Raw genomic sequence first — 421 nt, 5'->3', positions numbered from 1 at the left:
AAGGACCCGCACGCGGATTGCGATGTTGCACTGCGCTCGTTTCGCTATCGCACTAGCGTTCACCGATGAGCAAGGTTCTTGCCTTACGCTGAATGGCCCCTCGGCGACCATGGGGAAATGGTCGGCGAAGTGAGACCAACCGTGGCCGAGCGTCGAGCAGGCGCGAGGCCGCGCCACACCTCCTGGTGAAAGTGATGACTACCGATCGCCGACGACAGGAGCGCACCGAAGTCGACGAGGTCGCCTATATTTCAGGTGACGGTTCGAGCTTGAGCTGTCGCGTGCGGAATATCTCCGACCACGGAGCCGCTATCGAATTGGCGGATAGTCGTTACGTCAGACCACTATTTACTCTGATGCTTGAGCGCAACCGCGTGATCAAGCAGTGTCGCGTGATCTGGCGCATGGGAAGTCAGATCGG

The 421-nt window shown here is 59.1% G+C and carries 1 protein-coding gene; it reads left to right on the top strand.

Annotated features, from left to right (window positions below; translation table 11 throughout):
- Positions 1 to 194: 194 nt before the first annotated feature.
- On the top strand, positions 195 to 421 hold a 227-nt coding region (locus XH98_RS12875), incomplete at its 3' end, for a PilZ domain-containing protein (RefSeq protein ID WP_271618799.1).

The organism is Bradyrhizobium sp. CCBAU 51745, from assembly GCF_028128715.1.
Classification (GTDB): Bacteria; Pseudomonadota; Alphaproteobacteria; order Rhizobiales; family Xanthobacteraceae; genus Bradyrhizobium; species Bradyrhizobium manausense.
This window is presented reverse-complemented; position numbering and strand designations above follow the sequence as displayed.